Genomic DNA, 24930 nt, shown 5'->3' on the forward strand with positions numbered 1-24930 from the left:
CAACTTTGCATCGGTACCTCGTCATTGATCTAGGGTGATTGGTCGTCCTGTCACGATACTCCCTGTTTTTACCGCCATTTCGGCGCGACCACTCGCAATGTGCTGGCGCTGCACCCCATCGCGGGGCTTTCCGGCCGATGATTGTCGACCGGCTGTTCGCCTGCGCCCCGACTGTCAGGAACCTAACATCCGACAGGCGCGGCGCCCTGCCCGATCCTCCGAAACATCTGCCTAATCCTCCGGAACGCGGTGATTACTGTTCAGCCGTCGCCTATCTTGTTTTATTCAGGTGATGAGAGGAAGACGCCCATGAGCCTTACGGATCTGGCAACGGAGGTCGCGGCATTCGTCGCGCAAAACGGTACCAATGCCACGCCCTGCGAAACCGGCGTGCCCGACCTTGTCGCGTTCTGCAGCACGTCAACAACCACCTTCGAAAAGACGCTCTACGAGCCCGTTGTCTGCCTCGTCCTTGGTGGCCGGAAGAAAGCCCGCTTGGGCGCGCAGGAGATTGAGTACGGCGCAGGCGATACGGCAATCGTGAGCCACGCGGTGCCAGTGACAGCCGGGGTAACGGTCGCCACGCCCGACGCGCCCTACACGGCCCTTGTCGTGCGCATTGACCTGGCCATGTTGCGCAGCCTTTTCAATGAGATCGGCGATCAGGCATTGGCACCACCACCGGCCTCGCCCTTTGAAGTGGCCAAGCCCGATGCGGCCCTCGTCGATGCGGTCTCAAGGCTTTTCCGGCTTTCTCATGATCCGTTGGAGGCGCGCTCCCTTGCGCCGCTTGTCCTTAGGGAAATCCACTTTCGCCTGCTGCGCGCCAGTAACGGCGGCATGTTGCGGCAGTTGCTCCGACAGGAAAGCCCCGCGAGCCGTGTTTCCAGGGCCATCGTCGAAATCCGCGAGCGGTTCGCCGAGCAGATCACGATCCCTGAACTGGCCAGCACCGCCGGCATGAGCCAATCCGCGTTTCACGAGCATTTCAAGACGCTCACCTCGACAACGCCGCTGCAATATCAGAAGGAACTGCGGCTGCTCGAAGCCCGGCGATTGCTCACAACCGGGGCGAAATCTGTGGCCACGGCGGCATTCGATGTGGGCTATGAAAGCCCGACGCAGTTCAGCCGTGAATATACCCGCAAGTTCGGCGTGACGCCCAGCGAAGACAAGGCAAATGCGCTGGCACAGGGCACGCTGACACGCGCCTGAGGCCGCGCGAACCCGCCGGGGTCAGATACGCGCCACCTGCCAATCGGCGTGAATCCCGGAGGCGGCGGCGTAAGCCCCCACATCGGACCCGGCGAAAAGCCCGTCCTGCGTCACCAGCACCGAGCGCCACCCCGCCGCGACCGCCCCGAGGATATCGGTATGAAGCGAGTCGCCACACATCGCGATGCGGTCCTTGGCGATGCCCGGCAGCGACGCCTCGACCATGGCAAATACATCCCCGAACGGTTTGCCAAAAAACCGGACCGGCGCCTTGGTCCGATCCGCAATCTGGTGGCCATAAAACCCCGGCTCGAGCGAAAACCCGTAATCGCGCGGCGCCACGAGATCGGCATTGGCGATCAGCACCTCGCGGGGGTTGCGGGCAAGACTTGACTCAAGAATCTCCTGCCGCGCCGCATCCCAATCCGCCGTCGACAGGAACAGGAACGCATCTGCCTGTTCATAGGCCACCGAGTCGTGGTGGAGCACGATGCCGCCCCCGGGGATATCGGCCAGCGTATCACCCGAAGCGGCAATGATGCCCCAGTTCCGGGGACCGGCCACCCGCAACGTCGCATCCCGGCTGGTGATGATCTCATCATCCTCAAGGCGCATCCCCAGACGTTTGAACTTGGCGATCGCACCGTCGCGCTGGTAGCTCGCCGCGTTGGTCAGCACCCGGATCGCGCAGCCCCGTTGGCGCAAGGCGTCCAGTCGCGCCGCAGCGCCCGGGATCGGCGTCTCGCCGACATTGAGCACACCGAAAGCATCAAACACGAAAGCGTCAACCTCGTCGGCCACGGCAAGCAGCGACGGCACCTCGCGGGTGACAGTCCGGCGCGCGGCAACCGGCAGGCGTGGGCGGACCGCCTCATACCGTTCGAAAACCGATTTCGTATCCCGAAGTGTCGCGCTCATGATCCACCCCACCGGTGTGCAACTCGCCCGATCAACGCTCTTTTGGCCCCAATTGCAATCCCGGTTTGGGCGAAAAATCGACCATTGTCACAAAATGTTCACATGCTCATTCTAAGGAAAGGTCAGGTAGTTGAAAAATGGCGCATCCCAATGGAAACCCACCAAAGATCTTACTTAGAAGATACAATTACCTTTGATTTGAAGGGTATTTTTCGCCTTCTGCCACCAGCAGAAAACTGCAGAAAACAATTTCTCCAAAATGGTTAAATGAGCATATACTCAAAAAAACAACAGAATCGACTCGCCCTATGTCCGCAAAGAAGATCAAGCGCCGGGAGGCCATCGTGGAACTCACCCAGCATCAGGGCAGTGTTTCGGTGGACGAGCTGGCCGTGCGGCTCGATGTCTCGGCGCAGACGATCCGGCGGGACATCAATGATCTCTGCGAGCTCAACGTACTGCGCCGCCGCCATGGCGGGGCGGAACTGTTCGAAAAGCAGTTGAACATGCCGTACGACCTGCGCGCTACGACGAATTCCCGGGCCAAACGCGCGGTGGCACAGGCGGCGGCAGAACGGATCCCGGACGGTGCGACGATTTTCCTGTCCATCGGCTCGACCCCGATGGAAGTCGCGCAGGCACTGCGCCCGCGCAAGCATCTGACACTCATTACCAACAACCTCAACGCGGCCATGGCGCTCAGCCATGAAACGACGAACCGGATCATCCTCCCGGGGGGCGAGTTGCGCCTGCCGGACCGGGACTTCCTAGGCAGCGACGTGATCGACCTGTTCCGCGGCTATCGCGCCGAATTCGGCATTTTCGGCGTGGCCGGCGTGGCCGAAGATGGCGCCCTCCTTGATTTTCACGCGACCGAAGTTGCCGTCCGCGAAGCCATCCGGGAGGCAAGCACGACGTCGATCCTTGTACTGGATCACACGAAATTCGGGCGCCTGGCCCCGGCAGTGGGCGGCAACATCGCCGATCTCGACCTGGTGATCTCGGACAAGGCGCCAGAGCGCACCTATCTGCCTGCATTGGAGCCTCTGGGCGACAGTTTCCTGACAAGCGGAGGTCGCCCATGACCGACACCGCCTTTGTCAAACTCAACGCGGTTGCCAAACGCTGGAACGGCCAGCTTGGCGTCGAAGATATCTCGCTCAGGATCGAGGAGGGTGCTTTCGTAGCACTACTCGGCCCCTCGGGCTGCGGAAAGTCCACCACGCTGCGCCTTTTGTCGGGCCTCGAAATCCCGGACGAGGGGCAGATCCACATTGCCGGCACGGACGTGACGCACAGCCCGCCCGCGGAACGCGACCTGTCGATGGTGTTTCAGTCCTATGCGCTTTTCCCGCATCTTTCGGTGGCAGAGAACGTGATCTTTGGCCTAAAGGTACGCCGTGTTCCGAAAGCCGAACGCGCCGAAAAACTCCGTCGCGCTTTGGAGATCACGGGGCTTCTGGGGTTGGAGCATCGCAAACCGGCAGAACTGTCCGGCGGACAACGGCAGCGGGTTGCGCTCGCCCGGGCCATCGTCGCGGGCAAGCGGCTTTGCCTCATGGACGAGCCGCTCTCGAACCTCGATGCCAAGCTCCGTAATGCGGTGCGCAAGGATATCAAGAAACTGCAACGGGATCTGGGCATCACCGTGGTCTACGTCACCCATGACCAGACCGAAGCAATGAGCATGGCGGACATGGTCGTGCTGATGAAAGACGGCCGCATTCAGCAGGTGGGCACGCCGCAGGACCTCTATTCCCGGCCCGAAAACACCTTTGTCGCAGAATTCATCGGCGCGCCGCCCATGGCGCTCATCGATGGTGCCGCGTTGGACGGGTTTTCATCCGGCGAGACCATTGGCCTGCGCGCCGAACATATCGCCATTGCCGATGCGGGCGCGGGGCGGATGACCTGCCACGTGGCCGAATGCGAATTCCTCGGCTCGGAGACCTTCATCGGCCTGACCCATGACGGCGCCAAGGGGCTGACCCTTAAACTCCCTGGGCTAGTACAAAAGGCCGCGGGCGAGGCCATCGACATCACGTTCAACGACGCCGACCTGCACCGGTTCGATGGGGACGGGCAGCGGCTGAACACGACATAACGAATAGAGAACGCCATCGGCACCCTGCCCGAGCAAAATGGCGCATTTAGAAGATCTGGAAGTCAAAACACTGGAGGACGACATGTTTTTCTCAACTCACAAGGCGGCCATGCTGGCCGGGGCCACGGCCCTTGCATCCTGGGGCCTCGCGGCGGATGCGGAAACAGAACTGACGATGTATTACCCGATTGCCGTCGGCGGCGCGCTGACCGAAGTGGTCGACGGGATCGTTGCGGATTTCGAGGCCGAAAACCCCGATATCAAGGTCAACGCAATCTATTCGGGCAATTACGACGACACCCGTGTGCGGGCGCTGTCGGCGCTGAATTCGGGCGAGCCTGCCCAATTGGCGGTGATGTTCTCCATCGACGCCTATGACCTGATCGAACAGGATATCGTCGTGGCTTTCGATGACGTCATCAGCAGCGATGAAGACCGCGCATGGCTTGACGGTTTCTATCCCGCGCTGATGGCCAACGGCAAGATCGAGGGCAAGACATGGGGTGTGCCGTTCCAACGCTCGACCATCGTGGCCTATTACAACAAGGACATGTTCCGCGAAGCCGGGCTTGACCCGGAAAAGGCACCGACAAGCTGGGAAGAGCTGGTGTCGATGGGCAAGGCCCTGACCAAGGACGACACCTATGGCGTGATGATCCCCTCGACCGGTTATCCCTATTGGATGTTCCAGGCGCTGGCCATTCAGAACGGCAAGGAGCTGATGGCAGGTGACGGCCTGACCACCTATTTCGACGACCCCAAGGTGGTTGAAACTCTCGATTTCTGGAAATCGCTTTCGGCCGAACATGGCATCATGCCCGAAGGCACCGTTGAATGGGGCACTCTGCGGCAGGCCTTCCTTGAGGGGCAGACCGCGATGATGTGGCATTCGACCGGCAACCTGACCGCGGTCAAGAACAACGCTTCGTTCGACTTCGGGGTCGCGATGCTGCCGGGCAATGAACGGCTTGGCTCCCCCACCGGCGGTGGCAACTTCTATCTCTTCAAGGACACGACCGACGAAGAGAAGGCCGCGGCGCTCAAACTCATCAAGTTCATGACCGCCCCGGAACAGGCGGCGGAATGGTCGATCAAGACCGGCTATATGGGCGTGTCGCCCGCCGCTTATGAGACCGAGAAACTGGCGGATTACACCACCGAATTCCCGCCAGCCCTCGTTGCGCGCAACCAGTTGGAACATGCGGTGGCGGAGTTTTCGACCTTCGAGACCGCGCGGGTTCGTGACGGGCTGAACAACGCGATCCAGGCCGCCTTGACCGGGACAAAATCCGCAGCGGATGCCCTGGGCGAGGCGCAGGCTGCCGCGGAACGTCTTCTGAAAGACTACCAGTAAGCCATCGGGGCATCGGCCTTGATCGGTCGGTGCCCGCCCTTCTCCGACGGATCGCAGCCCCATGAGCAAACACGCCTCACTTGAGCGCCGACGGCAGGCCATCTATGGCTGGCTTCTGCTGGGCCCTGCGGGCGTGTTGCTCACCACCTTCGCCTTCTACCCCTCGATCGCCACCCTCTGGTCGAGCCTTTTTTCCCGTGGCACCCGACGCAAACCTGCCGAGTTCGTGGGTGGCGAGAACTACACCGACCTCTTCGCCGACCCGACCTTCTGGCTGGTGGTGAAAAACAACCTGATCTATGCCGCCGCCACGATCCCGATTTCGATCATCATTGCGCTAGCCATGGCGCTTTGGGCCAACTCAAAAATCCCGGCCAAAGGCTTCGTGCGCACCGCCTATTTCACGCCGACCGTCCTGCCGATGATCGCCGCGGCCAACCTCTGGCTCTTCTTCTACACACCCGGCCTCGGCGTGCTGGACCAGATCGGATCGCTCTTCGGCCTGCCTTCGGTCAACTGGCTCGGCCAACCGGAAACCGCGCTCTGGGCGGTCATCATCGTGACGATCTGGAAAGAGGCCGGGTTCTTCATGATCTTCTACCTCGCCGCGCTGCAGACCATCCCCGCCGACCTAAAGGAAGCCGCCGATATCGAAGGCGCGAGCCGCTGGACCTACACACGCCGCATCGTGCTGCCCCTTCTGATGCCTACGACGCTCTTCATCATGGTCAACGCGATGATCAACTCGGTCAAACTCATCGACCATCTCTTTATCCTGACCAAGGGCGGGCCGTCAGATGCGTCGAAACTCATCCTCTATTACATCTGGGAAATGGCGTTTGCCTTCTTTGATGCGCCCCACGCGGCGGCGATGACCATCCTCGTGCTGCTGGTCCTCGGCATCATCGCCGCGATCCAGTTCCTCCTGATCGACAAGCGGACCCACTACCAATGAGGCGGCTGGTCCCATATCTCGACACGTTCGGTGCCGTGGCCCTGGCGATCATCTGGATCGCGCCGCTGTTCTTTGCCTTCTGGGCCGCGTTCCACAGCACGTCGGACGCGGTCAACTTCAACCTCTTCTCACCCTGGACTTTGGACAACTTCCGCACCGCCTGGGAGGGTGCGCCGTGGTTGCGGTATTTCCTCAACACCTTCCTTCTGGTGACGGTTGTCCTGATCGGGCAATTCATCCTGACAACGCTGGCGGGATTTGCCTTCGCGCAGGTGAAATTCCCGGGCCGCGACATCGTTTTCATCCTCGTACTCTTGCAGCTCTTCATCCTGCCGGAGGTTCTGATCGTCGAAAACTACGCCATGGTGTCGCGCCTCGGCCTCTTCGACACAATCGTCGGTGTCGGCATGCCCTACATGGCCAGTGCCTTCGGCATCTTCCTCATGCGGCAATCGTTCAAATCCGTCCCGATCGAACTGCATGAGGCCGCCCGCGTCGAAGGGTGCAGCCTTTTTGGCATCCTGATGCGGGTCTATGTGCCGCTGGCCAAGCCCACATATCTCGCCTATGCGCTGGTCTCCGTCTCGACCCATTGGAACAATTTCCTCTGGCCTCTGATCGTGACCAATTCACCGGATACACGGCCCCTGACCGTGGGCCTGTCGATCTTCGGCGCGCCGGAAAACGGCGTTGATATCTCGGTCATTTCCGCCGCGACGATCATGTCCATTGCCCCGTTGCTCATCGCCTTCCTCGTGTTCCAACGGCAATTCGTGCAGGCCTTCCTGCGGGCCGGGATCAAATGAGCACGACCCGCATCCTGCAAATCAGCGACCCGCATTTGGTACCCCCGGGCCGCCTTGTCTCGGGCAGGTTGGATACAAGCGGCCTTTTCGAACAGGTGATCGACCAAATCCTGCACGACCTGCCGCGCCTGCATCCGGTTGACGCGGTGATCGTGACCGGCGACGTGACCGATGATGGCGCGCCGGACAGTTACAGGACATTCATGGCGCAGATGGCGCGGCTGAACCTGCCCTACCACGTGATCCCCGGCAATCACGACCAACGCGAAGCGATGCGCCAGAGTTTTGCAAGCGATCCAGTGATGCCCGCCCACGGTCCGCTCAACTGGTCGCAAAAAGTGGGCGCGCTGCGGCTGATCGGGCTGGATACGTTGATCGAAGGCGAGGGGCGCGGAGAGTTGACGGCGCAGAGTTTGAGCTTTCTGCAAACCGAATTCGACACCATGGCCGAGGGCGCCGCCCTGATTGCGCTGCACCATCCTCCCTATCCGTGCGGCATTGCCTTCATGGATGTGCTGGGCCTGTCGGGTATCGCGGAACTGTCCAAGGTACTGGACCGCGCCACCTGCGATATCCGCCTGATCTGCGGCCATGTCCACAGCCTGAGCATTGGTCATGTGGGGCGGCATATCGCCGTCGCGTCGCCGTCCTGCGCGAGCAGTTTTACCCCTGATTTCCGCGCCGATGGCCCGAAAGGCTTTGTCGAAAAACCCGGCGGATACATGATCCACGATTGGGCTGGCAGCTTCCGCAGCACCCATGTGCCCGCCGGGCTCAATCCGACTACTCTGCCGTTCTAAATCTGCGGAAGGCACATCGCCGAAACCCGCCTGCAACGAATGAAACACGCGAACCCGCGCGCGGAAATTCAGCCGAAACACGACAACTCTAGGTCTTCGCCATTCAAAAAGACCGGAGCGTTTTCATGCGAGTTGTTTCGTTTAGTTATTTCAATCAGATCACACCGGCCCGGATGGGCATGGTATTTGCCTCGGCGGGGGTGCTGATCTACGCCGCCTCCAACTCCCTTGCCACGATGCTCGTGGATATCGGCCAGGGGTCCCCGGTCGCGGGCGGGCGCAACGCAATCACCTTCACCAACCTTTTTTTGCTGGGGTCATTGATCTCGTTGGTCCCGCTTTTCGCGATGTTTCACGGTGACTGGACGCAGGCGGCCCTGCGCCGCCTGACCCGGCGGGATTGGGTGTTCCTGAACCTCTCGGCACTGCTGTCCTGCGCGGTGACACCGGGGCTTTTCATCTTTGCGCTGGAACAGTCGAGCGTGACCAACATCGCGTTGATAAGCCGGATCGAACCGCCGGTCTTTCTGCTGGCAGCAGGGGTTTTGCTGAAGGAGCGGATAGACGCGCGCATCCTGATTGCGGGCCTGATCGCCCTCATCGGGGCGGGAATGATCCTCGTCCTGCGTCAGCCCGGCGATATCGGCGGTTTTGGTATGGGCGACGTCGCAGCGGCTCTCGCGACGCTCTCCTATGTCGCCTCGGCCCTTGTCGCGCGCCGGGTGCTTCGGACGGTGCCGATGGGGATCTTTTCGATCTACCGCACTGCGGCGGGCACGACTCTCTATTTCGTGCTGATCTCGGCGCTGAAGGGACCAGACGCGTTTCAGGACGTGCTCTCGCCGGTCTTGCTGAGCTGGATCTGGCTCTATGCCCTGCCGGTGGTGGTGGTCGGTCAACTGGCCTGGACACTGGCGCTGAAACATGCGCGGTCTGGTGACATGGCCCTGGCCTCATCTTTCACGCCGCTCGCAGCGATCGTCTTTGCGATGCTTCTTCTGGGAGAGGACCCGGGGCCGGGATTGCTACCCGGCGGCGCGTTGATCCTGCTGGCGATTTGTGTTGGCCGGATCAAGGGGCCGCTCCTGCCCGACCTGGCGGTGGTGTGGCTGCGAGTGCATGACTGGACCACAGGCCGCGGCCGGATCGCCGCGGTCACTTAGGATCGTAAATATATCCGATCCCGCGGACGGTCTTGATGATCTGAGGTTTCTGCGGGTTCGGCTCGATCTTGCGGCGCAGGCGCGAGATGCGGATGTCGATGCTGCGATCGAACGGATCCCAGGACCGGTCATGCGCCTGCTCCAGAATCTGATCGCGGTTGAGCACCCGACCCCGGTTGCGGGCAAAAAGGCTCAGCAGGTTGAATTCCATCGCGGTCAGCGGCACCTCTTCGCCCCCGTCATTCAGCAGCTTGGCCGCGGTCAGGTCCAGCGTGAATGCACCAAACTCTGCGGTGCTTGCGTCCATGTCGGGCGCGACCTTGGCTGCCGGTTCACTTGCGCGGCGCAACACCGCCTTGATCCGCGCTTCAAGCTCGCGCAGGTCAACCGGTTTGGACAGGTAATCATCCGCCCCCATTTCCAGCCCGACGATCTTGTCGATCACCTCGCTGGCGGCGGTGAGCATCACCACCGGCACCTGGTTGTCGATCCGAAGTGACCGCAACGTCGTCAACCCGTCCTGCCCGGGCATGTTGATGTCGAGCAGGACGAGATCGACCTGCCGCTCGGCCAGGGACGCCTGCAATTCCTCGCTATTGGCGACGGGGACGATGTTATAGCCGCGCTTAGACAGGTACTCCTCCAGCATTTCGCGGACATCGCGCTCGTCGTCGCAGATCATGATTGTTGCCTTGGTCGTCATTCAGATCCCTTTTCTGCATGTGCGATGATTTCTGCCACGAAACTGCGTAACTCCTTGGGCGAGACCGGCTTTTCGACATAGGGCCGCTTGGCCTCGGCCAGGAAACTCTGCGACGCGCGGCCCATCGTGTCGCCGGTAACGAAACCGGTCCGTTTCACAAGATGCGGGAAATCGCGTTTAATGATCTCGAAAAAGCCCCGGCCATCGACCTCGGGCATGTTCAGATCACTAAGAACAAGACCGTAATCCGCCCGCGCCATGGCGTCGGCGGCCTGATCCGCATGGTCGAAAACATCGACCTGATAGCCCACCCGCGCCAGGATTTCGGCGTTGAGCTCGGCCACGTCGCCCTCGTCATCAAGGATCAATACCCGGGTCGCCTGATCATGTGTTTCCTTCGTCTTGCCCACCTCCGCCGGCGCGGAACTATCGACATCAAGCGGCAGATAGATGGTAAAGACCGATCCGCCCCCCTGACCATTCGACAAGGTGATGCGGCCGTCATGAGACCGCACGATACGGTGACACAGTGCGAGGCCTATGCCGGTGCCCTTTCCGACATCTTTGGTGGTAAAGAACGGCTCGAACACCCGGCTATGGTATTTGTCCGGGATGCCGGGCCCGTCATCGGCAACCGTAACTTCGACCCCTTTACCGTCATCGGCCACGCGGGATGAGACGGTAATTGTCTGGCCGGTCTCGGAATCTCGCATCGCCTGATCGGCGTTCAGAATGAGGTTGATGAAGACCTGCGTGATCTGGTCAGGATCGGCACAAACCCGTGGCAGGCCCGGATCGGGCGTATAGTCGAGCGTGACGCCATCGCGCTTGTCGCCATATTGCGCCACGTCGATGGCCGTCTGGATGATCTCGTTGACATCGACCTTCTGCATCCGCGCGGGTTGCTGGCGGGCCATGGTCAGGAATGTCTTCACGATCTTCGCGCAGCGTTCGGCGGCCTGGCTGATCTTTTCGACCTGGCGCAGGGTTTCGGGGTCCTGGCAATCCTCGCGCAGCATCAGCGAATGGCCCACCACGACCGACAGCGGATTGTTCAGCTCATGCGCCACACCGGCCAGCAAGCCACCCATCGCCGACATCTTTTCGTTCTGGAAAAGCTGTTCCTGCTGCTTCGCCATTTCGGCCTCGATCCGAAGCTGTTCGGTCAGGTCGCGGGTATGCGACACGATCACATCCTCGCCCTCATACTGGATCAACCGCGCATCGACCGACCCCCAGAACCGTTTGCCATCGGCGTTCACATATTCGGCCTTGAAAGCAGAAACCGATCCGTCACGGCGTATCTGCCTGAGGTATCGCTCGCGCGTGCCGGGGTCTGCGTAAAAGCCCTTCGCGCTGTCGAAGCGACCAAAGAGCGAAATCGTCTCGGGGCTGCTGAACAGAACGTCGCCGGATTCGGCCTTGGTCATCTGGATCGGCGCGGGACAGGCCTCAAGCACACGGCGGATCATCGCCTCGTGCTCCTGCTGTTCACTCAGGTCCATAATCGCCGTAACCACATAAATGGCGCCCTCAAACTCGACGAGCCGCCCCCAGGACGTCGTGGCACAATGCTTGCCATCCGCATCCCGGAGCGTGATGCGATAGTCATCGACATGGCCCCTTTCGATGAGTTGGCTGAGGTAATCTTCGCGATCCTGCGGATTGACGTAATGCTCCAGCGCATTCTTCGTATCCCCGAACATCGCCACCGCCCCCGGCGAGCGATAAAGGATCAACCCGTCTTCGAGCCGCGCCATCACAACGATCATCGGGCTGGTCTGCAGGACGGTGCGCAGGATGTTCTCCTGTTCGCGCGCCACCGCCTCGGCCTGTTTCTGTTCGGTGATGTCGATATTGGTGACGACGAAACCGCCCTCGCTTGTCGGGCTGAACCGCACCTCGTAGACCGAACCGTTGGTGAGATAAATTTCGCGCGTCTGGGTGTGCGGGTTTTCCTGGAAACGGCGTCCGGCCGCGATCCGCTCGGCCATCCATTCCTCGACCCGCCCGAGGGCATCGACATACTGCCCCCGCTCCGCCCCGGCGCGCAGCAGATCTTCCCAATGAGCATCCCGCCCGATCAGCTCGGCCACCATCGGATACATGTCGATATATCGCTGGTTGCAGGTGATAAGCCGGTGATCGGCACCGTAAACCGCGATGCCTTCCGTCAACGCTTCGATCGCGTCCCAGACTAGATCGGCCGCCGCCGGGTTGCGTACAAATTCCTTGGATTTGGATCCGGTCAACATGTGTTCTGACTATCGCATCATTGTTTCAACGGGTTGTCGGCGCTCTGCGCTTTTGTTTCAATTGTAACAGCGACGGCCAAAGTCACCTAGACCCGGAACCTGTTTTGGTCGGATTTGTGCGTGGCGTTCTGCGTGCCACCGAAAACGAGCGGAATAGCGCCCCGGGATGAGGACACGAAAGTCGCTGTCACCTCCGACGACTTTTTGGGGATGCGATGACGCCGTATCTGTTTAGACTGCCGCCATGGCACGGATTAACTTCGATCAGCTTCGCACGTTCCTGTCGGTTGTCCGCCTTGGCGGGGTGCGCAAGGCATCCCTGGGGCTGAACCTCACCCAGCCTGCGGTCACGGCGCGGATCAAGAACCTTGAAGAGGCGCTGGCCTGCGAGCTTTTCGACCGCAGCAGCGCCGGGATGACGCTCACGAAACGCGGCGAACGCCTTCTGACCTATGCCGAACAATTCGAACGTCTGTCGGAGTTGGTCGAAAAGGACGTGATCGACCCCGAGGGGATCGAAGGCCATCTGCGTCTTGGGGTGTCCGAGACCATCGCGCAATGCTGGCTGCCCGAATTCATCTCGCGCCTGCATGACCGCTACCCCCGGCTTGATATCGAATTCAACGTGGACATTTCGATGAACCTGCGCGCGGGGCTTATCAATCGAGAGGTCGATCTGGCGATCCTGCTGGGGCCGATTTCGGAATTTTCGGTGGACAACATCGAATTGCCGGGATTCGATCTGGCCTGGTACATCGCCGCCGATGCCGACCCGGTCGCAAATCCCGGCGATTACTTCACGCAACCGGTCCTCACCTATGCGCGCAACACGCGACCCTATCGCGAGTTGAAAGAGCTGCTTTTTACCCATGCGGGGCCGGGCGTATCGCTTTTCCCATCCTCGTCGCTTTCCGCCTGTTTCCGCCTTGTCGAAGCGAAACTCGGCGTCGCCGCCCTGCCCCGCGCCCTCGGAGAAGACTATGTAAAGACGGCGAAAATCCGGGAATTCGACCCGGGATGGGTGCCAAGCCCCCTGCGATTTTCGGCGTCCTTCATTGCCGAACCCAAGAGCCACATGGTCGAAACCGCCGCCCGCATCGCCCGGGAAGTGGCGGTGGATTATGCTGCGGCCAGAGATAAAAATTCCTGATACTAATATGCAAAAATTTTCGATTTGATTTTATCATGGAGTCGCGCCAGCCTTGCCGCAAAAGGGATGGGCTTGTGCTGAACACATCATATGACAGCTTGAAGAGTGTCGATCTGACCACGGTGCGGGGGGCGATCCGGACGGGGGCCTATACCTCGCATACGGCGGGTCTCGGGCCGGGGTACCTGCAGGCCAATCTTGCGATCATGCCGCACTCCCACGCGCTCGACTTCATGCGATTCTGCCAGCGCAATCCGAAACCCTGCCCGCTCACGGGCGTATCGGACACGGGCAACCCGATGATGTTCACCCTGGGCGCGGATATCGACATCCGCAAGGACGTGCCAGCCTATAACATCTATCGCAACGGTGTGCTGGACGGGTCGGTCACCGACATCACGGACCTCTGGCAGGATGATTTCGTAGCCTTTGCGCTTGGCTGTTCCTTCACGTTTGAACATGCGCTCACGCAGGCGGGCATCCCGCTCTGGCATATCGACAACGATAAAACGGTGCCGATGTATCGCTCCGGCATCGACACGGTGCCTGCGGGGCCGTTTTCCGGCAAGATGGTGGTCAGCATGCGGATGATCCCCGAGACCCGCGTCGACGAGGTGGCCGCGATTTCGCGCCGCTATCCGCTGGCCCATGGGGCGCCCGTGCATTGGGGCGATCCGGCCGGGATTGGCATCCACGACTTGTCCCGCCCCGATTGGGGCGACGCTGCCCCCGAACACTCCGGCCATGTCCCGGTCTTCTGGGCCTGCGGGGTGACGCCACAGGTCGCCATCGAAAACGCAGGCCTGCCGATCTGCATCACCCATAAACCCGGTCATATGCTCATCACCGATGTCAGCGAATGCGCCGAAATACCCAACTATCAGAATTGAAAGAGCTTCAAGGGAGAAAGCAATGAAGAAACTTGTCACCATGACCGCCGCACTGGCCCTGACCGCCAGCGCCGCATTTGCCGACAACCCGGTGGTCCTCAAGGCCGTTGGCACCTGGTCCAGCCTGACCAATTTCCAGAAACACGAAGGACCGTTCTTCAACGAACGTCTGGCCGAAGCCTCGGACGGGCAGATCGTGGGCGATATCCAGTCGCAATCCGGGCTCGGCCTGAAAGGGTTCGAGATCATGCGTCTCGTCAAGAACGGTGTGTTCGATTTTGCCTTCGGCCTGCCCGGCTATGTCGCCGCGGAAAACGCGATCTTCGAGGGCGCGGACCTCAGCTCACTCACGCAGGATATCGACACGCAGCGCAAGGTGGCCGATGCCTATTTCCCGACGCTGGAAAAGGCCTTTGCCGAGATTTACAACGCCAAACTGCTGATGCTCTATCCGTTCCCGAGCCAGACGCTCTGGTGCAATGCCGAGGTCAACAGCATCGAGGATCTCAACGGCAAGAAGATCCGCGTCTACGCCACCACCTTGGGTGATTTCGTCGAAGGCGCCGGCGGCACATCCGTCACCGTGGCCTTCTCCGAGGTGATCCCGGCGCTGGAAAAGGGCGTCGTCGATTGTGGCATCACCGGCACAATGTCAGCCTATACCGCCAACTGGCAACAGGTTGCCACACACGCCTACACGCTGCGGGTTGGCTGGGGTCTGGCCTTTGGCGCGATGAACATGGACAAGTGGAATTCCATGTCCGCGGATCAGCAGGCGCTGTTCAAGACCGAGATCGACGCGCTGACCGAACGGATGTGGGCAGAGACCGCAACCGAGGATGACATCGCGATTTCCTGCATCACAGGGGGTGACTGCAGCATCGGTGAGCCGGGCGCCATGAAGCTGGTGGAGCCGTCTGCCGAAGATCTGGCCATCCGCGACAAGATCGCCGCCGATGTGGTTCTGTCCCGCTGGGCCGAACGCTGTGGCGCGGAATGTGCCGCGAACTGGAACGACACGGTCGGCAAAGTGCTGGGCATGACGGCCACGGCCAAGTGATCTGACCGACGGGGCGGCCTAAACGAACCGGCCGCCCTTTTTGCATCTGAAAGGTGGGACGATGCTGGAATCTCTTTTGAACGGCAGCCGCAAGCTCAGCCTCTGGCTGACCTGGCTCGGCGGCACCCTAATCGTGTTTTCGGCCTTCCTGGTCACACTCGAAGTGGTGCTGCGCAAGGTCTTCAATGTCTCGCTCGGCGGGGCGGACGAAATCTCGGGCTATGCGTTCGGCGTGGCCACCGCCTTCGCCCTCAGCTTTGCGCTTTTTGAACGGGCGCATATACGGGTGGACGCGCTGATGGGTGTTGTGCCGCGCAAGCTGCATCCGCTCCTCAACCTCTTCGGCCTCGTCCTTTTGATCGGCTTCGCCCTCGTCGTCGTCACGATGGTCTGGAGCATGGTCGGCGACAGTATCAAACACGGCTCGCGCTCGATCACGCCCATGCGGGTGCCGCTGGCCATCCCGCAAATCCCTTGGCTGATCGGCTGGGTGCTCTTCGTGGCAACCGGTGTCCTTCTGGGCCTCGTCGCGGTAAAACGCCTGATCGCGGGGGACCATGCGGGGGTGCAGGACCTGATCGGCGTCAAATCCATCGACGAGCAGATCGAAGACGAGAGTGTATAAGCCATGCTGTTGAAAACGCTCCTCATTCTTTTGGCTCTGATCGGGCTGGCCGTCCCCATCGCCGCGGCCCTTGGCTGGCTCGGGCTGATCCTGCAATGGACCGACAGCCCTATGCCGCTGCACCGTGCCATCTCCGACATGGCCTGGCAGACAAGCACCGATTTCCTGCTGGTTGCCATTCCGATGTTCGTCATGCTGGGCGAAATCCTCCTGCGCGCGGGCATCACCGAGAAGATGTATGACGGGATCGTCAAATGGCTGGGCTGGCTGCCGGGCGGGCTGATGCATTCCAATATCGGCTCCTCGGCGCTCTTCGCCGCCACGTCCGGGTCGTCCGTGGCCACCGCCGCCACCATCGGCACCGTCGCCATCCCGCAGATCAAGAAGCGCGGCTATAACGAGCCGCTCTTCCTTGGCACCATCGCCGCGGGCGGCACGCTTGGCATCCTGATACCGCCCTCGATCAACCTGATCCTCTACGGCCTTCTGACCAACACATCGGTGCCCGAACTCTATCTTGCCGGTTTCATCCCCGGCTTCCTGCTGGCAGCACTTTTCATCGCCACCGTGGTCATTACCTGCATGATGCGGCCCGCTTGGGGCGGCGAACGGTTGAGCTATAGCTGGGGTGAACGGATCCGTGCCCTGCCCGCGCTGATCCCGCCTTTGGGCATCTTCCTTGTGGTCGTTGGCTCGATCTACGCGGGCATCGCCACGCCGACCGAAGCCGCCTCGCTTGGCGTGGTCGCGGCGATGGCTCTGGCCACGTTCAATGGCAAGATGAGCATCGACATGATGCGCCAGGCGATCGAAGGCACGATGCGCACGACCGCGATGATCATGCTCATCATCATCGCCGCCGTTTTCCTGAACTTCGTGCTGTCGATCATCGGCCTCACCCAGGCGCTCACCGATTTCGTGACCGGCCTCGGGTGGTCGCCCATGGGGACGATGTTGATGATCGTGCTGGTGCTGGTCGTCATCGGCTGTTTCATGGAGACGCTCTCGATGCTCCTGACCATGGCGCCGCTGGTCACGCCCATCGTCGTGGCGCTCGGCTTCGATCCGGTCTGGTTCGGCATCCTCCTGATGGTGCTCCTGGAAACCGCCCTCATCACACCGCCCATTGGCATCAACCTCTACGTGGTGCAAGGCTTGCGGAAAACCGGCGTTATGCTCGATGTGATGAAAGGGGCGCTGCCCTTCGTTCTGACCATGTTCGTGATGTTGGCGCTTCTGCTGATGTTCCCGGGGTTGGCACTCTGGCTGCCATCGCTCTTCTACTAGGCTTGGAAAGGGTCCCCTGTCATGTCTTCGGTGTCCGCCACCTGGCCCAGGATCAGAAGGCTTGGCGTCGATGGTTTCCTCATCAGCTTCGGCGACCGCCTCAGCGAACCCGCCAACCGCGCCGCCCTAGCCTTTCGCGCCACCCTGAACCGCGCCGGTTGGTCCGGGGTTGAAGAGACATCGACCTCGCTCGCCTCGGCCTATCTACGCTTCGACCTGACCGCACAGGATCACGTGGCGATGCAGGCGCAGATCGAGGCGTTGCTGGCCGAGCGGGACTGGACCACGGCCAGTTTGCCCGACGGCCGGCGGCTCTGGCGGGTGCCGACCGTCTATGGCACGGACCTCGCGCCACAGCTTGACGAGGCGGCGGCGGCGGCGGGCCTGACCCGGGACGCGGCGATTGAGTCGATTTCCAACACGCAGGTACGGGTGCAGACGATCGGTTTTGCCCCGGGTCAGCCCTATCTGGGAGAGCTACCTGACTGCTGGGACATCCCCCGGCAAACCAAGCTCAGCGATAACGTCCCCGCCTGCGCGCTCGTTGTCGCGATCCGACAATTGGTCCTCTTCTCGGTGACCACGCCCACGGGATGGCGGCATATCGGACAGACCGCGTTTCGCCTTTTCCGGCCCGAAGCCGACGCGCCTTTCGTCCTGCGCCCCGGGGACGAAGTGCAATTCACCCCAACCACGCCCGAGGAACTGGCCAATATGGCCGCCCGCGACCCCGATGGCGGCGCCACCTCCACGGTGCTGAAATGACCCGCGCGCTCATCATCCACCGCGCGGGCCCCGGCATGACCGTGCAGGATGCCGGGCGGCCCGGATACCTCGCCTACGGGCTCTCGCGCGGGGGTGCGGCGGACCGGTTGGCCCTGGCAGAAGGGGCCACACTCCTGCGGCAGGACCACGGGTTTGCCGCCATCGAAATGGCCACGATGGGCGGCGAATTCGAAGCCACCGAGGACATGCGCATCGCCCTGACGGGCGCCTCTATGCGGGCCAGCATCGACGGGACGCGGATCGCGTGGAATGCCAGCCATCTGCTGCCCGCGGGTGTGCGCCTTTCCATTGGAGCTTGCGAGACGGGAAGCTATGGCTACCTGCATCTGGGCGGCGGCATTGCCACAACGCCCACGCTTGGGTCACGCAGCGCGCATCTGGCCGCCCATATCGGCGCGGCAATCCCGGGTGGCGCCTCTCTCGGGGTCGGACCTGATCCGCGGCCCGCCGATATCGGGCAGGTGTTGGATGCCAACGCACGGTTCGACGGGGGGACCATACGGGTCGTACCGGGACCCCAGACTGATTTCTTCAATATCACCGAACAGGAACGGTTCGGGGCAATGACCTTCCGCCGCGACACACGCGGCAACCGCATGGGCGTGCGCCTGCTGTGCGACGGCGACGGTTTTCACAGCGAACGAGGCCTAAGCGTTTTGTCCGAGGTGATTGTCCCCGGCGATATTCAGATCACCGGCGACGGATCGCCCTTTGTCCTGCTGGGCGAATGCCAGACCACCGGCGGTTATCCCCGCATCGGCTCGGTCCTGCCCTGCGACCTGCCGATCGTGGCCCAGGCCCGCCCCGGTGCCACCCTGCGCTGCCGCTTCGTCACCCTGGAAGAGGGTGTCGAGGCCGAACGCCGCGAGGAGACGCACCGGAAAGGTCTGCGAAACCGCCTGCGCCCGTTGATCCGCGATCCACACCGCATCCACGACCTGCTATCCTATCAACTGATAAGCGGCGTCACCGCCGGTGATGATCTGGAGAGGAGTTGAACCATGGGTCAATCCGTCGATCTGAATGCCGATATGGGCGAGAGTTTCGGCCCCTGGGTCATGGGCAATGACGGTGATTTGCTGAAAGTGGTGACCTCCGCCAATATCGCCTGCGGCATGCATGCGGGCGATTGGGACGTGATGGCCGCGACCATGCGTCAAGCAATCAAGGAAGGTGTCGGCATCGGCGCCCATCCCGGTTTCGCCGACCTGCAAGGATTTGGGCGGCAAAGAATGAAGATGTCCCCCGAGAGCCTCGGCAACCTGGTGCGCTATCAACTAGGCGCAGCGCAGGCCATCGCCCGCGCCGAAGGCGGCGAAGTACGGCACCTGAAACTGCACGGCGCGATGGGCAACATGGCCGCCGAAGACCTTGCGATGGCGCGGGCGTGTTACGAGGCGGCGCTCTCCGTGGCGCCTGAAATCATCATCATGGTGCTGGCTGGAACCGCGCAGCAGGAGGCGGTGACCGAGCTTGGCTGCAACGCGGCCTGCGAGATCTTTGCCGACCGGGCCTATAATAACGATGCGACGCTGGTGGACCGGAGCCTGCCCGGGGCGGTCATCCATGATCCCCATGTCGCGGCGCAACGGATCGTCGACATGGTCGAGGCGCAGGCGATCATCACCGAAAGCGGCAAACATCTGCCGGTGCGCATCGACACGATCTGCCTGCATGGGGACACGCCCACCGCGCTTGATATTGCCCGTTCGGTGCGTAAGGAATTGATCGCCAACGGCATCTCGCTCGGGCAATTCGACGGATCACCGGTGCGCTGATCTTATCGCCCAGAATGCCACAACCCAGGCACCAAGGCGTCCAATCGCCAAGCCTGACGGGACAACAAAACCTTCCAAAATGGCGTTATTGGCGATAAGACCGGTCGGAAACGCACGACATGCCGACCAGTGGCACATGGACGAGAATACGAATGCTGAAAGTTCAGGTGGTTGTCCCCACGTATAATCACGCGGCCTACCTGGCGCAGACATTCGACAGCATTCTGGCGCAGGAAACCCAGCACGATTACCAGATCCTTGTGCATGACGATGCCTCGACGGACGGGACACGCGAGATCATCGAAGAGTATGCCGCCCGGCACCCCGGGCGTTTCGAGTGTATCCTGCGCGATGAGAACATGTTCCAGCAGGGCCACCGCATCGCCACGCTGGTCTGGCCCTATTACAAGGCCAAATATATCGCCTACCTGGATGGTGATGATATCTGGACCCGCACCGACAAGCTGCAGAAGCAGGTTGATTTCATGGACAAATACCCACGGTGCATGATCAGTCAGACCGGTGCGGTTTTCTTCGACAATGCAACCGGCGAGGTGCTGCACCCGTTCCCGCCCGAGGAAAAGCGGATCATGCGGACGCATTTCGAAGACCTCGCCCCGGCCAACTACCTTCTTTCATCGGCGGTGATGCACCGGCGCGATGCCCTGCCGGCATTGCCGTCTGATTTCAACGACATCGGATTCGGGGATTATGCCAAGTTTGCGCTGATTGCCCGCAAGGGCTGGATCGGTTTCATAGACATCGACGCGACGAAGTACCGTATTCACGAGAAGAACATGTGGTACGGCAAACCTTACGAGGAACGCCTGAAGAAGACCCAGGCCGTCCAGGCCTATGTTGCAAAACACGCGCCTGAACCTTTTGATGCTGTCTGGAACGGCGTCAGCAAGGGGGAAATGATACCGCCAATGGAGGTTCGGAAGAAGTGCATCAAGGCGCGCAAACGGCGCTTGGCGCTTGATGACCTGTTCGGATTTGTTCCCAAGGCTCTGTTTTCGGTTCAGCAGGCATTGGGTCTGCGTCCCTGATTTGGCTTGATGGCAACGCCGAGGCATGAAATGGGACGCAACGTGCGAACCAGGAGACCGCGCAGATGACATCGAAACGCACCGCCGCTTTCCAGAGGAACCCCAGGCTCGAAGCGTTGCTTGGGCGATTGAACGAGGCGATCGCCGACGTCACCTTTCCGGCGCAGGAAACCCCACCCCTGCCGCCGCTCTTCATCCTTGGAACACCGCGCAGCGGGACGACCTATTGCATGCAGTGGCTCGCGGCCAGCGGTGCGTTTTCCTATCCGTCGAACCTGATTGCGCGGTTCTGGCGTACCCCGGCCATCGGTGCCGTGTGTCAGCAGATGCTGACCGATCCGACCTATGATTTCCGGGGTGAATTTGCCGATGTGAGCTTTAGCGGCCTCGAAAACCGCTCGGAATTGGGCAAGACGCAAGGCCTCCTGTCGCCGAACGAGTTCTGGTATTTCTGGCGGTCCATCTTCCCCGGGGACGGAGATATCGGCATAGACCTGACCCAGGCCACGGGGCCTCAATTCAGTGCCTTTACGGAGAAGCTGCAGGATTTCGCGGCAGTTCGCGCCAAACCGGTCGTGACCAAGGGGATGATCGTCAACCATCAGGTGACGGCCTTCGCCAAGGGTCTGCCGAACGCGCTTTTCATCCATCTCGACCGCGATCCATACGCATCGGCCTGGTCGCTCCTGCAGGCGCGGGAACGGATGCACGGAGAGCGGTCGATCTGGTATTCCTTCAAGACCCCGAACCAGGCCGACCTGCAAACCCTGCCGGCACCGCAGCAGGTCATGGGACAGATCGACACGATCCGCCGCGATCTCAAGGCACAGCTATCGGAGTTGCCGCAGGACCGTTGGCTTTCGATTGACTACAGCGCCCTATGTCAGGACCCGGATGGCGCTTTCGACCGCATTCGCAGCCTTTTTGCCGGACAGGGTGTCGAACTCAGTGGACAGAACTGCCTGCCACCGGCGCGCGTCTCGCGCCCCGATATCCCGTCCGATGTGGCCGCGGCATTTGATGCCTATCTTGGCAATTAAGCCTCGTTGCCGCGGATCAGGATGGTCAGATCGCCGATGATCTGCTCCTTGCTTGCCCCCGCCATATCCGGATGCGTCGGGATGTTGATGACATGGCCATAGACCTCTTCGGTCATCGGAAGCGCGGCCAGGGGTTTGTAATACTTTGCGAAATTGATGTGCCGCGTAAGGCGCAGACGCTCCAGCGGGATCGGCGCCTCGGACAGAAATGCCGCGCTGGTCTTTGGCGTGACCCCTCCAAGGGGCAATAACGGGCGCAGGCCCATTTCCGCCGCGATCCCTCCGATCCGTTCCTCCTGCTCGTAGTAGCGCGGGGTCCATTCGGCGGTCTTTTCTAACCGGCTCAGGTGGAAGGCGCAGGAAATATCCGAGATCTTGCCGTTATTCATCCAAAGTCGCGCTTCCCCCGGCGGGGCGCTGTAATCCAGCAGCGTATAGAAATCTTCGGCCCGATCCGCGGGCGTGATCGCCAAACCACCCTCGCCCAGCCCATAAGGTTTAGTCTGATGCAGGCTGAAACTCTGCCACGGCCAATCGGGAATACCCGCGCGCACGCCCGCGGCATTGTCGAAAAGCATCGCCTTGCCGCTCTCCCGGGCAAAATCGATATAGGCCGAGAAATCCTGCACCATCCCCAGCGTGTTGACCACGACGAAGCCGTCAAAACTATCGCGATCAAGCGCCTTGAGCGCCTCGAGGTCCAGCATGCCGCGCGCGTCACAATCCACAAAGGCAATATCCGCAAAATAGCCACGGCCCATGTTCTGAAAGGTGAAACTGGACGAGACCCAGCGCAGCGGCCGCCCCAGATCCGCCTCGTGCAGCCGCGCCATCGCCTCAAGTGCCACACCGCCGTTGGAACAGGGTGTCACACAGGCACCGGCAGGTATCTGCAGGTGCTCGGCAAAGGCGTCGGCCATGCGGTGGTAGAGCGGCCCACGATTGGCCCAGGTATTCACCGCCGCGCACTCTTCCAGCAGGGTGGCAACACGCGCCATATCGGGGGTCTTGTTTTCAACGAACTTGATCACGCGCGGGTCCTCGCCAACCTGATGAAACGGCGCTTGCCGCTTCCTGCCATCTGGCTATCAGCCCGGTTTCACCGGCGCAAGCGCAGGCCGGTTAATCGAGCCGGTAGCGCGTCAGCATATCGCGGATTTCAGCCGGGTCATTGAACATCATCACGTCGAGGATCGACAATGACGGCACGAAATCGCCATCGAACTGCGGATAGGTGATCTCTGCCGGTTCGATGAATTTCAAGTCTAGGCCCTGTTCCCGGAACGCATCCTTGTCATAGAGGTCCCGCCCCCCCGGCGCGTTTACGTACAGTCGCGCATCGCGGGTTTTGCAAATCGCCAAAACGCGCTCGTCCGCCCGCAGGCCTTGCCCGGCGTCCAACTCTGACGCGCGCAACAGAGGTGTCTTCAGTCCGACATATTTCTTGACCTGCTCAAGCGACATAAACAGGAAATCGCCGAGGTTGGTTTCATCCGCGGTCATGATCCGTTCAAAGACCGGCATCACCTTGGCGAAAAACGGCGCATCACCATAGGCTTGCGAGACCTTGGCCAGCAATGACTGGCTTGCCGCTTCGTGGTTCTCCGACAGGTAGCGTTCGTTGATCTTGTCGCCCAGCCGGCCCTTGCGCAACGGCAGTGTGAACGTGTGCGCAGCACCGCCGAGCAGCAGCCGGTTACGATTGATCCAGCCGCCCTTGGAGAACTGGACATCATCGTAGACGATGAATTCGTCCACCGATTGCATCAACTGCCAATAGCCGAGATAGGGCAGGAAATAGGGCTGCATGATCGCCAGCGATTTGTCGCCGGACGGGGCGGATTTTGGGCTGTTCTGTTCGATATTGCGCCTCATCAATTTGGTTGTAAGCACTTGGCGGAACCAGCTAAGACTGGGGGACAAATTAGGATTAATTTCAATGCATCACAAGCGGCTCTCCAGTCCGGTTTTCCTGATGTGCTCGGAACGGTCGGGCAGCAATCTGATCACGCGGATATTTGGCGCCCATCCGGATTTCTTTGCACCCAGTCCCGCGCATCTTTTCCGGGTTTTTGCGCCCTTCGACCCCGCGCAGGACCTGAGCCGGGACATCGCGCGGATGTTTGATGCCAAGCTCGGGATCTGGAAGCTCGACGACCTGCCCGTGGACGAACGATTGGCCGTGATGGCCGATAGCGGGACAACCGCCGAAATGATCGCGACCCTGCTGAACGCCGAAGGCAGGTTGCAGCAACGCGACCGCCTGTTCCTCAAGGAAAACTCCTCGCACGGGTTTCTGGACTTCATGGAAAGCGTGTCGGACGACCCGCAATACGTGCATATGATCCGTGACCCGCGGGACATGGCGGTGTCGTGGGTGGCGGCGCCCACTTTGCGGGGCGGTGTCGTGCGCGCGGCGCGGCGGTGGCTGTCGGACGCCGAAGGGTCGGTCAAGGCCGAGGATGGACGGACCATCGTGCGGCTCAGCTACGAGGCCCTTGTGAGCCAACCGGAAGAGACATTGAGGCGTGTTTGCGACGCATTGGACGTGCCTTTTTCCGAGGCCATGCTCGAACATGTCGGCCATAGCCAGGGCGTGGCGCAGGATGCCGGGCGCACGGCGCTCTGGGGCAACCTGTCGCGCGGGATCATGCGCGACAATTTCAACAAGTTCGCAGGCAAGCTCAGCGATGACGAGATCGCGTTTATCGAGGCCCTGTGCGGCCCTATGATGGCGCGGTTCGGATACGAAAAATCCCGGCCCGCGGACGCGCCGCCCTATGGCAGTCACGAGAGTTTCGCGGCACTGGAGGTCGCCTTGGAAGCGCAGGAGCCGTGGGAGAAGCCCGCATACCAGGCATTGCCCGAGGACGAGCGCCGACGTCTCGAACATTGGTCCGCCCTGCGGCAGGAATTGATCGACCGTCACGGCTGACCTCGGTTTTTGGTGGATCAATCCGGGCAGGCGCAGTACCAACGGGGCCACGACAGC

24 protein-coding genes are annotated in these 24930 nt (G+C 61.2%); 19 read left to right on the plus strand and 5 right to left on the minus strand.

Going from position 1 to position 24930, the window contains the following annotated elements; all coding sequences use genetic code 11:
• Positions 1-309 precede the first annotated feature (309 nt).
• Positions 310-1215, plus strand: a complete 906-nt coding sequence (locus tag RBB29_RS06475) for an AraC family transcriptional regulator (protein ID WP_306113738.1) — start codon at positions 310-312, stop codon at positions 1213-1215.
• A 21-nt stretch (positions 1216-1236) separates the two neighbouring features.
• On the opposite strand, the gene RBB29_RS06480 is transcribed toward RBB29_RS06475, so the two are convergent.
• Complete coding sequence (locus RBB29_RS06480; protein ID WP_306113739.1) at positions 1237-2133, minus strand: HAD-IIA family hydrolase; 897 nt, start codon at positions 2131-2133, stop codon at positions 1237-1239.
• 344 nt (positions 2134-2477) lie between these two features.
• On the opposite strand from RBB29_RS06480, the gene RBB29_RS06485 reads away from it, so the two are divergent.
• The 7 genes from RBB29_RS06485 to RBB29_RS06515 all read left to right on the plus strand — a co-directional run bounded on the left by RBB29_RS06485 (position 2478) and on the right by RBB29_RS06515 (position 9315).
• Entirely contained in the window at positions 2478-3218 is a 741-nt protein-coding gene (locus tag RBB29_RS06485; RefSeq protein ID WP_371931433.1) for a DeoR/GlpR family DNA-binding transcription regulator, read from the plus strand.
• Positions 3215-4237: an ABC transporter ATP-binding protein gene (locus RBB29_RS06490; RefSeq protein WP_306113741.1), complete on the plus strand. Its 1023-nt coding sequence runs from the start codon at positions 3215-3217 to the stop codon at positions 4235-4237. The genes RBB29_RS06485 and RBB29_RS06490 overlap by 4 nt, the downstream gene beginning before the upstream one ends.
• Positions 4238-4346: 109 nt before the next feature.
• Positions 4347-5591 carry an ABC transporter substrate-binding protein gene (locus RBB29_RS06495; RefSeq protein WP_306113850.1) on the plus strand — a complete coding sequence of 415 codons (1245 nt, stop codon included), beginning with the start codon at positions 4347-4349 and terminating at the stop codon, positions 5589-5591.
• A gap of 61 nt (positions 5592-5652) precedes the next feature.
• Entirely contained in the window at positions 5653-6546 is an 894-nt protein-coding gene (locus RBB29_RS06500) for a carbohydrate ABC transporter permease (protein ID WP_306113742.1), read from the plus strand.
• Positions 6543-7352, plus strand: a complete 810-nt coding sequence (locus tag RBB29_RS06505) for a carbohydrate ABC transporter permease (RefSeq protein ID WP_306113743.1) — start codon at positions 6543-6545, stop codon at positions 7350-7352. The genes RBB29_RS06500 and RBB29_RS06505 overlap by 4 nt, the downstream gene beginning before the upstream one ends.
• Positions 7349-8152 (plus strand): metallophosphoesterase, encoded by an 804-nt coding sequence (locus tag RBB29_RS06510; RefSeq protein ID WP_306113744.1) that lies wholly within the window; start codon positions 7349-7351, stop codon positions 8150-8152. Before RBB29_RS06505 ends, RBB29_RS06510 begins: the two co-directional genes overlap by 4 nt.
• A 125-nt stretch (positions 8153-8277) precedes the next feature.
• A complete protein-coding gene (locus RBB29_RS06515) occupies positions 8278-9315 on the plus strand; it encodes a DMT family transporter (protein ID WP_306113745.1) in 1038 nt (345 codons plus the stop codon).
• Here the strand turns inward: RBB29_RS06515 and RBB29_RS06520 are convergent.
• Together RBB29_RS06520 and RBB29_RS06525 are read right to left on the minus strand one after the other, a co-directional pair.
• The gene (locus RBB29_RS06520) at positions 9308-10018 is read right to left on the minus strand and encodes a response regulator (RefSeq protein WP_306113746.1); all 711 of its coding nucleotides are present in this window, start codon (positions 10016-10018) and stop codon (positions 9308-9310) included. The two genes, RBB29_RS06515 and RBB29_RS06520, sit on opposite strands and share 8 nt — an antisense overlap.
• Positions 10015-12273, minus strand: coding sequence for an ATP-binding protein (locus tag RBB29_RS06525; RefSeq protein ID WP_306113747.1), 2259 nt, complete (start codon positions 12271-12273; stop codon positions 10015-10017). The genes RBB29_RS06520 and RBB29_RS06525 overlap by 4 nt, the downstream gene beginning before the upstream one ends.
• A 244-nt stretch (positions 12274-12517) precedes the next feature.
• Here RBB29_RS06525 and RBB29_RS06530 point away from each other — a divergent pair, with 244 nt between their 5' ends.
• The 10 genes from RBB29_RS06530 to RBB29_RS06575 all read left to right on the plus strand — a co-directional run bounded on the left by RBB29_RS06530 (position 12518) and on the right by RBB29_RS06575 (position 21938).
• Positions 12518-13423 (plus strand): LysR family transcriptional regulator, encoded by a 906-nt coding sequence (locus tag RBB29_RS06530; RefSeq protein WP_306113748.1) that lies wholly within the window; start codon positions 12518-12520, stop codon positions 13421-13423.
• Between the two features lie 77 nt (positions 13424-13500).
• Entirely contained in the window at positions 13501-14313 is an 813-nt protein-coding gene (locus tag RBB29_RS06535; protein ID WP_306113851.1) for a putative hydro-lyase, read from the plus strand.
• Between the two features lie 22 nt (positions 14314-14335).
• A complete protein-coding gene (locus tag RBB29_RS06540; RefSeq protein WP_306113749.1) occupies positions 14336-15373 on the plus strand; it encodes a TRAP transporter substrate-binding protein in 1038 nt (345 codons plus the stop codon).
• Positions 15374-15434: 61 nt separating this feature from the next.
• Positions 15435-15998 carry a TRAP transporter small permease subunit gene (locus tag RBB29_RS06545; RefSeq protein ID WP_306113750.1) on the plus strand — a complete coding sequence of 188 codons (564 nt, stop codon included), beginning with the start codon at positions 15435-15437 and terminating at the stop codon, positions 15996-15998.
• Between the two features lie 3 nt (positions 15999-16001).
• Positions 16002-17285, plus strand: a complete 1284-nt coding sequence (locus tag RBB29_RS06550; protein WP_306113751.1) for a TRAP transporter large permease — start codon at positions 16002-16004, stop codon at positions 17283-17285.
• A gap of 21 nt (positions 17286-17306) precedes the next feature.
• Positions 17307-18050: an allophanate hydrolase subunit 1 gene (locus RBB29_RS06555; RefSeq protein WP_306113752.1), complete on the plus strand. Its 744-nt coding sequence runs from the start codon at positions 17307-17309 to the stop codon at positions 18048-18050.
• Positions 18047-19069, plus strand: a complete 1023-nt coding sequence (locus RBB29_RS06560) for a biotin-dependent carboxyltransferase family protein (RefSeq protein WP_306113753.1) — start codon at positions 18047-18049, stop codon at positions 19067-19069. Before RBB29_RS06555 ends, RBB29_RS06560 begins: the two co-directional genes overlap by 4 nt.
• Positions 19070-19072: 3 nt before the next feature.
• Entirely contained in the window at positions 19073-19849 is a 777-nt protein-coding gene (locus RBB29_RS06565) for a LamB/YcsF family protein (RefSeq protein ID WP_306113754.1), read from the plus strand.
• Positions 19850-20001: 152 nt separating this feature from the next.
• Positions 20002-20898: a glycosyltransferase gene (locus RBB29_RS06570; RefSeq protein WP_306113755.1), complete on the plus strand. Its 897-nt coding sequence runs from the start codon at positions 20002-20004 to the stop codon at positions 20896-20898.
• A 65-nt stretch (positions 20899-20963) separates the two neighbouring features.
• A complete protein-coding gene (locus RBB29_RS06575; RefSeq protein WP_306113756.1) occupies positions 20964-21938 on the plus strand; it encodes a sulfotransferase in 975 nt (324 codons plus the stop codon).
• Here RBB29_RS06575 and RBB29_RS06580 read toward each other — a convergent pair.
• Both RBB29_RS06580 and RBB29_RS06585 read right to left on the minus strand, forming a co-directional pair.
• The gene (locus tag RBB29_RS06580) at positions 21935-22969 is read right to left on the minus strand and encodes a DegT/DnrJ/EryC1/StrS family aminotransferase (RefSeq protein WP_306113757.1); all 1035 of its coding nucleotides are present in this window, start codon (positions 22967-22969) and stop codon (positions 21935-21937) included. The two genes, RBB29_RS06575 and RBB29_RS06580, sit on opposite strands and share 4 nt — an antisense overlap.
• A 91-nt stretch (positions 22970-23060) precedes the next feature.
• On the minus strand, positions 23061-23813 hold the full coding sequence (locus RBB29_RS06585; RefSeq protein WP_306113758.1) for a WbqC family protein: 753 nt from the start codon (positions 23811-23813) through the stop codon (positions 23061-23063).
• A gap of 64 nt (positions 23814-23877) precedes the next feature.
• Here RBB29_RS06585 and RBB29_RS06590 point away from each other — a divergent pair, with 64 nt between their 5' ends.
• Positions 23878-24873: a sulfotransferase gene (locus RBB29_RS06590; RefSeq protein ID WP_306113759.1), complete on the plus strand. Its 996-nt coding sequence runs from the start codon at positions 23878-23880 to the stop codon at positions 24871-24873.
• Positions 24874-24930 lie beyond the last annotated feature (57 nt).

The organism is Roseovarius sp. MMSF_3359, from assembly GCF_030733385.1.
GTDB lineage: Bacteria > Pseudomonadota > Alphaproteobacteria > Rhodobacterales > Rhodobacteraceae > Roseovarius.